Origin of the sequence: Hafnia alvei (assembly GCF_900095695.1) — a bacterium.
GTDB classification, from domain to species: domain Bacteria; phylum Pseudomonadota; class Gammaproteobacteria; order Enterobacterales; family Enterobacteriaceae; genus Hafnia; species Hafnia alvei_B.
Map to the genome: position 1 here is coordinate 23633 of NZ_FMIQ01000053.1, position 9538 is coordinate 33170.

Consider the following 9538-nt stretch of genomic DNA (forward strand, 5'->3'; position numbering starts at 1 on the left):
ACGAATGACTATGCGATGGCTCGTTTGGGAGCCATCGTCAGATCGCTAGAGCGTCTAGTAAGGCGTATCGCTATTTTGCTTCAGCGCGTTTCTGGAAGATTTCATTATGAAAAGGGACCAGCGCTAAAACTAACGCTTGGTGATAAACACTGGTGCGTGTCAGTACGCCGTTGGTAAAAACACCGATAGCGCCTTCGCGACGGCCGATATCATTTGTGCCTGTGATTGCCTTCATTTCACTGCCTAAGGCTTTGCCTTCTGCGATGCCTTGCAGAATAGATTCCGGTAACATCAGGCTCGCTGAACGCGATTCTCCACGCATATGATGATTTTCAATCGTCATCCATGCGAAAGTCATATTCTCTTCAATACCTGCTTCGACACCGACCCAAAAATCAGCTTCAGGGCAAACTTGGCGTGCACACATCACTCTGTGGCGTGAGCCGGTTCGCGTTTCGTGATTTCCAATGGGTTGTTCGGGTACTCCGCTATTAACTTCAATGCCTTCAATGCGATACTGGTCATGACCAAAAACATCATCGAACGCCAGAGAAATAGCCTTAATTTTTGCGGGGTTGGTAGTTGCTGCTACAACATGGTACATATTATTTCCAGCTTCCTATTAGCGCATTTCTCGCAGTATACGGAAAAAGTACATGACACAGGTATATCTTATTCGCCACGGTGAAACCGAGTGGAACGCAGAACGCCGGATTCAGGGACAATCCAACAGTCCATTGACCGAGTTAGGAGAACTTCAAGCGCATCAGGTAGCGGCGCGTTTGAGCCAGATGGGGATCACGCATGTTATTGCCAGCGATCTGGGACGGACTCGCCAAACAGGGCAGGCCATCGCTGATGCCTGTGGATGTGAGCTTATCCTCGATCCGCGCCTGCGCGAACTGCATATGGGCGTATTAGAAGAGCGTTTGCTTGATTCCCTTTCCCCTGAGGAAGAGAAGTGGCGTAAGCAGATGGTTGATGGTACGCCAAATGCACGTATCCCAGACGGGGAAAGTATGGCAGAACTGGCCACGCGCATGCGCGCTGCCCTGAATAGCTGCCTAGATTTACCTGAGGGAAGTCAGCCCGCGTTGGTGAGTCATGGGATTGCCTTGGGGGCGCTGTTAGGGACTATCTTAGGATTACCACCACACGCTGAGCGACGTTTGCGCCTGCGCAACTGTTCGTTATCGCGGGTAGACTATCAGCAAAGTCCTTGGCTTGCGCCGGGATGGGTCGTTGAAAGTGCAGGTGATATCCATCATCTGGATAGACCTGCACTTGATGAGATCCAGCGTTAACCTTCTTCGCGACGGGTCGGAATCAGATACTCGCAGCAGATATGTTTAGGTGGTCGCTGCGAGGAATCCGTTTGTGGATGGAATCGCTCGATATCGTAACCTTTACGACGCACCAAATTTAGCGTTGGCAATGTGGTTCCGTAAAGGTTCAAGATAAATTCTTGAAATCCTTCTGCCGGGCCGTTATAGCAAAATTGGGCATATTCGCCGCCGAGAAGAGTTATAGACTGCACTTCTTTAGTGACATCAGGCGGTAAATGCTCAATCTCCAGCGCAGTGGTATACAACACTTCTTGCTCGTCGTCTTTATCCAAACTTGGGCGAGAGTGGTGTAAGCCATATAGAACCGGCGGGATGTTTTTCACATCGTGCAGGAAATCGTGCCAGAACTGGCTACGCAGTTCGGTACGGACTTTACTAATTTGCTCCAACGTACAGGTATAACATTGTGTGATGCCGACTAATGATATGCTTGGCAATGTTATAAACTCAGGTTGAATCAAATTGCTTAGACCGAGACGAATCGGTGGGCACATTCCGTAAGCATGCCAATCTTCCGCACGGCGATAAAGCGCAGGAGTTTGATTAAACTGCTTCTTAAAGGCGCGAGTGAAAGTCTGTTGCGAGTCAAAACGGTATTGCAGTGCGATATCTAAAATTGGGCGACTGGTCAATCGCAGTGCCACGGCGGCCTTAGATAAACGGCGTGCGCGTATATAGGCCCCAATGGCTTGACCAGTGACTTCTTTGAACATTCGTTGCAGGTGCCATTTAGAATATCCCGCTTTGGCTGCGACGTTATCGAGCGATAGTGGTTGGTCTAGGTGTCCTTCCAACCAGCTTAACAGGTCACGAATAATACTGGCCTGATCCATATAGCATCCTCAAAAGCAGTAATGATCGTATACAGCAACTAAACGGCATAATAGCAATTTTTTGCGCCTTAAACTTATATTAAGGTTTTTTCAGCGCAAAGAGTGCTATGCAGGTGTGAGCCGTGCTGTAAGATTTAGATCTTTTATATAGTATGTAATTGCGTTTGTTTTATTAATAACTGGCGTGATTATAATTATCCGAGGTACTTAGGTGAACAAATTTTTTGTAGGGTTATGTTTCACAATGACTGCGATGCTTTCTGCCGCTCACGCAGAACAGATCGGTTCAGTTGATACAGTGTTTAAAATTCTGGGGCCTGACCATAAAATTGTGGTTGAGGCATTTGACGATCCAGACATTAAAAATGTGACCTGCTACATCAGCCGAGCTAAAACGGGCGGCATTAAAGGTGGCTTGGGATTAGCAGAAGATACTGCTGATGCCGCGATCTCTTGCCAGCAAGTAGGGCCAATCGCAATAAGCGAAAAGATCAAGAATAAGAAATCTGATGGAGAAGTTGTTTTCCGTAAACGCACTTCATTGGTGTTTAAAAAACTACAGGTGGTCCGTTTTTACGATCCTGCTCGCAACGCTTTAGTCTATTTGACCTATTCCGACAAAGTTGTGGATGGTTCTCCGAAGAACGCCATCAGCGCAGTGCCTATCATGCCTTGGGCTACTGCCGAGACAAGCGTTCCAGCTGCCGCTGCGGCACAGTGATTTAACGTTGAATCATTTAGTAACAAAAAGGCCGACATTGCTGTCGGCCTTTTTCATTCTCTAACAAACGACTCTAGCGTTTGATTCGAGCCAGTAAGAAATCTTCGATTTCACCGGTTTTAATCATTTGTTTGTCGCCGCTGCGGCGATGCTTATATTCAATTTCATCGCTGTCGAGATTACGGTCACCGATAACGATGGTATGCGGTACACCAATTAGCTCCATATCGGCAAACATCACGCCTGGACGCTCTTTGCGGTCATCCATAATCACGTCGATACCTTTAGCGCGCAGGCTATCGTACAGAGATTCCGCCAGATCTTTCACGCGGAAAGATTTATGCATATTCATTGGCAGAATAGCGACTTGGAACGGTGCAATAGCGTCTGGCCAGATAATGCCACGGTCGTCATGATTCTGCTCGATAGCGGCGGCAACAACGCGTGTTACCCCAATTCCGTAGCAGCCCATTGTCATTAACTGATTACGGCCATCTTCACCTTGGACAGTCGCTTTCAAGGCTTCGGTATATTTAGTGCCGAGCTGGAAGATATGGCCAACTTCGATACCGCGTTTGATCAGCAAGGTGCCTTTGCCATCTGGGCTTGGATCGCCTGCAACCACGTTACGGATATCCGCAACCTGTGGCAACGGCAGATCGCGCTCCCAGTTGATGCCAAAGTAATGTTTACCGTCAATGTTTGCGCCTGCGCCGAAATCACTCATCATGGCAACGGTGCGATCAACCACTACTGGCACAGTCATATTGATTGGGCCTAAAGAACCTGGGCCCGCGTTAACAACCGCACGAATTTCAGCTTCGGTTGCAAACGTCAGTGGGCTGGCAACCATTTCCAGTTTTTCAGCTTTTACTTCGTTCAGTTCGTGATCGCCACGAACCAGAAGAGCAACTAACGCATGACCGCTCTCTTTGGTGGCATGAACCAGCAGAGTTTTAACGGTTTTTTCAACCGGCAGATTAAACTGTTCGGTTAATTCAGCGATAGTTTTGGCGTTTGGTGTATCAATGATACGCAGCTCTTCCGTTGGCGCAGCGCGTTCACCTTTAGGTGCCACGGCTTCAGCCAATTCGATGTTTGCCGCATAGTCAGATTCATTGGAGAAGATGACATCATCTTCACCGCTTTGTGCCAACACTTGGAATTCGTGGGAAGCGCTACCACCAATAGAGCCGGTATCCGCTTGAACTGGACGGAAATCCAAATCCATACGGCTAAAGATTTTGTTATACGCAGCAAACATCTTGTCGTAGGTTTCTTGCAATGATTCCTGAGACGTATGGAAAGAATAAGCATCTTTCATCAGGAATTCACGCGAACGCATGACGCCAAAGCGCGGGCGAACTTCATCACGGAATTTGGTTTGAATCTGGAAGAAGTTCAGTGGCAGCTGCTTATAAGAGCTGATCTCATTGCGCACCATATCGGTGATAACTTCTTCGTGGGTTGGACCCAATACAAATGGACGTTCGCCGCGATCGACGAAGCGCAGCAGCTCAGGGCCATACTGTTCCCAACGACCGCTTTCCTGCCACAGATCCGCAGGCTGAACTACGGGCATGGACACTTCGATTGCGCCGGCGTTGTTCATCTCTTCACGGACGATGTTTTCAACTTTTTTCAGAACACGCAGACCGGTAGGCATCCAGGTATAAAGACCTGAGGCCAGTTTGCGGATCATACCGGCACGTAGCATCAGTTGGTGACTGATAACTTCGGCGTCGGCTGGAGTCTCCTTCAGAGTGGAGAGCAGATATTGGCTTGTACGCATGTGTATTGTTCCGTTAGAACGCAATATGTATCAGACCGTCGGGAAAGGCGGCCAAAATAAAGAAAAGTGGCTTAGTTTACCAGCGACGGCGAGTTGTCAAAAGAGAAGGGCATGAAATTCTAGACTGAATTCAGGTCGATCACTTCGGTTATGCCATTTTTCACCTGCCAACGCACGTTAAAATCGAGCAGATGCACGGCATAAATGCGATCTTCGCGCTCTCCTTTGCGGTAGGCCGGACGAGGATCCTGCGCCAGCACCTGTTGGATAAATCGCTGCAGATGAGGATAGCGCTGCTGGTGTTGTTGAATTTGCTGCTGAGCAATGTCCGAGAAACTAACGGGCATATCTGCTTGAGGTGCGTCTTGAGCGAAACCACCGCGAGCCTGAGGCTGGCTTTCAGCAAAAGGCAGGTAAGGCTTGATATCGATGATTGGCGTGCCGTCGACCAAGTCGAGGCTGCCCAGCGTTAATATCACTTTGCCGCCTTTGGTATCGATAGATTTTAGCTCAACTAACGACATGCCAATTGGATTAGGGCGAAACGTGGAGCGTGTGGCGAAAACGCCCATGCGTGCATTTCCCCCTAAGCGTGGCGGGCGAACCGTGGGGCGCCATCCACCTTCCATCGTTTGATGAAAGACAAAAACGATCCACAAATGGCTAAACTCTTCGAGGCCACGTACCGCTTCGGGCTGGTTGTAAGGTGCAACAAGCTCCAGCTCGCCGCCTCCGTCCTCAATGAGCCCTGGCTGTCTAGGGATGGCAAATTTCTCTTTATAAGGAGAGCGAATAATCCCGATCGTATCGAAGGTAAACTGACTCATTGCTTGGAAACGTTTAGCGCAGAACCTTTACACACCGCTTGTTGGTAGCAACCTTGCACATCGGTGACCACTTGGCATTGATGTAGTAACACCGCATTTGCTTTCATGGTTGAAGCTTTAATCTGCATACGCTTGCGCGCTGTAGTCAGATTCGGTGGCGAATCTTGCTCTGTTGCTTGGCAAACACTGCCTGCCACTTCACCTAAATCACGGAAAGGTTTGCCCACCAAGTCTTCGGCATTGTCATACACTTTTACCGGACGCGGTTTCGGCTGGGTCGGCTTGGTGGTTTTTGTTGTGCTTACCTGTGCTTTTGCCGGTTGAACGGGCGTTGTATTTTCTGATTTCGAGTGCAGTAAAGAACAACCGGACAAAGCCAAAGTGGCAGCGAGCAAGCATAAAGGTAATGCACGCATAAATGTTTCCTGATTTTTATAAAAGTGAGTGCTATTGAATCAAGGTATGACAGAAATGACAAGACGGGCAATCGCCCGTCTTGAAGATATTACGTACTATAACTGCGAGAGGCAATTACCAGCCTTTAACTGCGCCACCGTTAAAGATTTTATTGGCAGCGTTGTAAACTTCATCAGACTGATAAGCCTGAACGAATTTCTTCACGTTCTCTGCATCTTTATTGTCTTCACGAGCCACGATCAGGTTTACGTATGGAGAATCTTTATCCTCAACGAAGATACCGTCTTTGGCTGGAGTCAGGCCGATTTGGCTTGCATAGGTAGTGTTGATAACCGCCAGAGCAATTTGCGCATCGTCCAGTGAACGTGGCAATTGTGGTGCTTCCAGCTCAACCAGCTTCAGTTTTTTCGGGTTCTCGGTCACGTCCAACACGGTTGGCAGTAAGCCAATGCCGTCTTTCAGTTTAATCAGACCCACTTTTTGCAGCAGTAACAGTGAACGGCCAAGGTTAGTTGGGTCGTTTGGTAAGGCAACCTGAGAGCCATCTTGCAGTTCGCTCAGAGATTTGATTTTCTTCGAGTAGCCCGCAATTGGGTAAACGAAGGTGCTACCGACTGGAACCAGTTTGTAGCCACGATCTTTGATTTGCTGATCCAGATAAGGTTTATGCTGGAAAGCATTCGCATCAATATCGCCTTTGCTCAAGGCTTCGTTTGGCAGAACGTAGTCGTTAAATGTAACCAGCTCAACGTCCAGACCGTATTTGTCTTTGGCAACTTTCTGTGCAACTTCGGCAACCTGCTGCTCTGCCCCGACAATAACGCCCACTTTAATATGATTGGGATCTTTTTCTTCCTGACCACAGCCCGCCAGCGCCAGAGAACCCAGAAGTGCGCCAACGACAGCAATCGACTTAAACTTTAATGACATACCCTTATCCTTCTTTTGACTTGTTCTTGAGACATTGTTGTTGAGACGTTGTTTTGAAACATCGTTTGGCGCGCCATAGCGAGCGCCGTTTTTATTATTAGACTGCTTTATTTGCGGCTGACCGCTTTAACAATGCGATCGCCACTAAACTGGATCAGATACACTAAAATCACTAACAATACTAATACCGTATTCATCACGGTTGCGTTATATCCGATATAACCATACTGATAACCAATCTGTCCTAGACCGCCAGCACCGACTGCGCCGCCCATTGCTGAGTAGCCAACCAAGGTAATCAATGTGATGGTTGCCGCATTGACCAAGCCTGGAAGCGCCTCCGGTAATAAGATCTTGTTGATGATTTGCAGCGGCGTTGCGCCCATGGCTCGTGAAGCTTCAATCAGCCCTGTCGGGATTTCCAATAGCGCATTTTCGACCATGCGAGCAATAAACGGTGCTGCGCCAACGGTCAATGGCACTAATGCTGCCTGCAAACCGATAGACGTTCCTACGATGACGCGGGTAAAAGGGATCATCCATACCAAGAGAATAATGAACGGTATGGAACGGAAGATGTTAACCAACGCGGAAAGCAGGTTATACAGCTTGGCGTTTTCCCAAATTTGTCCCGGACGCGTTATGTAAAGAAGCACGCCGACGGGTAGACCGATAACAAAACCAAAGAAGCCGGATACAAAGGTCATGACGACGGTTTCCCAAATGCCTCGGCCCATTAACCACATCATTGCCTCAGACATAACCCAGTACCTCTACTTTTACCTGATGATTCTTGAAAAACTCAATAGCAGATAACGCATCCGCGTCATCACCGTGCAGCTCGGCTAACATCACGCCAAATTTAACGCCGCCGGCATAATCCATTTGAGAACTTAAAATACTGATATCGACATTAAAACGACGAACGGCCTGAGAGATTAACGGTGCGTCGACGGACTGGCCGGTAAATTCAAGGCGCAACAGCGGCTGCGTATCAGGTTTACGATCTGGTGTCATGCGAGCAGCAAAATCGTCTGGAATATCTAAATGCAGTGTGGAATGAATAAACTGCTGCGCGAGTGGTGTTTTTGGATGGGAGAACACTTCGCCAACGGTGCCTTGCTCAATCAGTTGGCCATCGCTAATTACGGCTACCTGATCGCAAATGCGCTTCACTACATCCATTTCGTGAGTGATTAGGAGAATTGTCAGACCCAAACGGCGGTTAATGTCTTTCAGCAGTTCCAGAATGGAGCGCGTGGTTGCAGGATCAAGCGCGCTGGTGGCTTCATCACACAGCAGGACTTTTGGGTTGCTGGCTAATGCACGCGCAATTGCCACGCGCTGTTTTTGCCCGCCAGACAGGTTTGCGGGATAGGCATCTCGTTTATCGCTTAGGCCGACCAAATCTAATAGCTCACTGACGCGACGCGTGATTTCACTACGCGGCGTGTTATCTAATTCCAACGGCAGAGCGATGTTCCCTGCAACAGTTCGCGATGAGAGCAAGTTAAAGTGCTGGAAGATCATGCCGATCTGACGGCGCGCTTTGGTCAATGCGCTTTCAGAAAGTGCAGTCATGTCCTGATCGCCAACCAAAACGGTACCGCTGGTTGGGCGTTCGAGCAGGTTTACGCAACGAATCAGTGTACTTTTACCGGCACCGGATGAACCGATGACGCCATAAATTTGCCCGGCAGGGACGTGTAATGACACGTCAGACAGCGCTTTAATCTGGCGCTGACCCTGCTGAAAAACCTTGGTGATATTTGTAAGTTTAATCATTTTTATATTTTTACTTTTGGTGTTGCCCGTGGCAGATAAAAAGCAAACTTTGGGAAAGCCCAAAGTATTGAACTAGATGTTAAGGCGTCTAGACGTCTAAGTCAACAGATGTCGAGTGCGCTTGAGGCTCTCCCTTTCATGTAAATCGTGCGATACTGAGGGCATCTAACGCCATAAGGAGTGAATATCTGTGGCCCAGCTTGTTCCCGCAATTTTTTTAGATCGTGATGGCACGATTAACGTCGATCACGGATATGTCCATGAAAGCGATAACTTCCAGTTTATAGATGGCGTCATTGACGCCATGGCTGAGCTGAAAAAAATGGGGTATGCCTTAGTATTGGTCACGAACCAGTCCGGTATTGCTCGCGGTATGTTTACCGAAGATCAGTTTATGCATCTCACCGAATGGATGGATTGGTCTTTGGCGGATCGCGGCGTTGATTTGGACGGCGTTTATTACTGCCCGCATCACCCCGAGGGAAGTGTAGAAGAATTTCGTCAGGTATGTGATTGCCGCAAGCCACAGCCTGGTATGCTGTTATCCGCTAAAGAAGAGCTAAATATCGATATGAGTGCTTCTTATATAGTAGGCGACAAAATAGAAGACCTACTCGCGGGTGAAGCGGCTAGCGTGGGGACTAAAGTATTGGTTCGCAGCGGTAAACCCGTGACCCCAGAAGCTGAGGCCAAGGCGGATTTCGTGATTAAGAGCCTTGCTGACTTGCCAAAAGCGATAAAACAGCGGGTTTAGTGCACTAAATGGCTGAAAATAAGCCAAACAGAAAAAAAAGTGTAATTAGGGGTTGTCAGCCCGTGAGAACTCCCTATAATGCGCCTCCATCGACACGGAACATGTGAATCACTTCACACCGTATCGGCGGTCT

General features: G+C 48.4%; 11 protein-coding genes. 3 read left to right on the forward strand and 8 right to left on the reverse strand.

Annotation, left to right across the window (positions count from 1 at the left end):
* Nucleotides 1–70 precede the first annotated feature (70 nt).
* Nucleotides 71–604 (reverse strand): inosine/xanthosine triphosphatase, encoded by a 534-nt coding sequence (gene yjjX, locus BN1044_RS13460; protein ID WP_072309138.1) that lies wholly within the window; start codon nucleotides 602–604, stop codon nucleotides 71–73.
* Nucleotides 605–656: 52 nt separating this feature from the next.
* On the opposite strand from yjjX, the gene gpmB reads away from it, so the two are divergent.
* Complete coding sequence (gene gpmB, locus BN1044_RS13465; RefSeq protein WP_072309139.1) at nucleotides 657–1304, forward strand: 2,3-diphosphoglycerate-dependent phosphoglycerate mutase GpmB; 648 nt, start codon at nucleotides 657–659, stop codon at nucleotides 1302–1304.
* On the opposite strand, the gene robA is transcribed toward gpmB, so the two are convergent.
* Nucleotides 1301–2179, reverse strand: a complete 879-nt coding sequence (gene robA / locus BN1044_RS13470) for an MDR efflux pump AcrAB transcriptional activator RobA (protein ID WP_072309140.1) — start codon at nucleotides 2177–2179, stop codon at nucleotides 1301–1303. The two genes, gpmB and robA, sit on opposite strands and share 4 nt — an antisense overlap.
* 244 nt (nucleotides 2180–2423) lie before the next feature.
* Here robA and creA point away from each other — a divergent pair, with 244 nt between their 5' ends.
* Nucleotides 2424–2900: a protein CreA gene (gene creA / locus BN1044_RS13475; RefSeq protein ID WP_072309141.1), complete on the forward strand. Its 477-nt coding sequence runs from the start codon at nucleotides 2424–2426 to the stop codon at nucleotides 2898–2900.
* A 73-nt stretch (nucleotides 2901–2973) separates the two neighbouring features.
* Here the strand turns inward: creA and proS are convergent, their stop codons facing one another.
* The 6 genes from proS to metN form a co-directional block, all read right to left on the reverse strand.
* Entirely contained in the window at nucleotides 2974–4692 is a 1719-nt protein-coding gene (gene proS / locus BN1044_RS13480) for a proline--tRNA ligase (RefSeq protein WP_025801171.1), read from the reverse strand.
* Between the two features lie 119 nt (nucleotides 4693–4811).
* The gene (tsaA, locus tag BN1044_RS13485) at nucleotides 4812–5519 is read right to left on the reverse strand and encodes a tRNA (N6-threonylcarbamoyladenosine(37)-N6)-methyltransferase TrmO (protein WP_072309142.1); all 708 of its coding nucleotides are present in this window, start codon (nucleotides 5517–5519) and stop codon (nucleotides 4812–4814) included.
* Nucleotides 5516–5935: an Rcs stress response system protein RcsF gene (gene rcsF, locus BN1044_RS13490; RefSeq protein WP_072309143.1), complete on the reverse strand. Its 420-nt coding sequence runs from the start codon at nucleotides 5933–5935 to the stop codon at nucleotides 5516–5518. Before rcsF ends, tsaA begins: the two co-directional genes overlap by 4 nt.
* Nucleotides 5936–6050: 115 nt before the next feature.
* The gene (locus BN1044_RS13495; protein WP_025801174.1) at nucleotides 6051–6866 is read right to left on the reverse strand and encodes a MetQ/NlpA family lipoprotein; all 816 of its coding nucleotides are present in this window, start codon (nucleotides 6864–6866) and stop codon (nucleotides 6051–6053) included.
* 107 nt (nucleotides 6867–6973) lie between these two features.
* Nucleotides 6974–7627, reverse strand: a complete 654-nt coding sequence (locus tag BN1044_RS13500; RefSeq protein WP_072309144.1) for a methionine ABC transporter permease MetI — start codon at nucleotides 7625–7627, stop codon at nucleotides 6974–6976.
* Nucleotides 7620–8651 (reverse strand): methionine ABC transporter ATP-binding protein MetN, encoded by a 1032-nt coding sequence (gene metN / locus BN1044_RS13505; RefSeq protein WP_025801176.1) that lies wholly within the window; start codon nucleotides 8649–8651, stop codon nucleotides 7620–7622. The genes BN1044_RS13500 and metN overlap by 8 nt, the downstream gene beginning before the upstream one ends.
* Before the next feature lie 190 nt (nucleotides 8652–8841).
* Between metN and gmhB the strand changes: the two genes are divergently transcribed.
* Nucleotides 8842–9405: a D-glycero-beta-D-manno-heptose 1,7-bisphosphate 7-phosphatase gene (gene gmhB / locus BN1044_RS13510; RefSeq protein ID WP_072309145.1), complete on the forward strand. Its 564-nt coding sequence runs from the start codon at nucleotides 8842–8844 to the stop codon at nucleotides 9403–9405.
* Nucleotides 9406–9538: the final 133 nt, after the last annotated feature.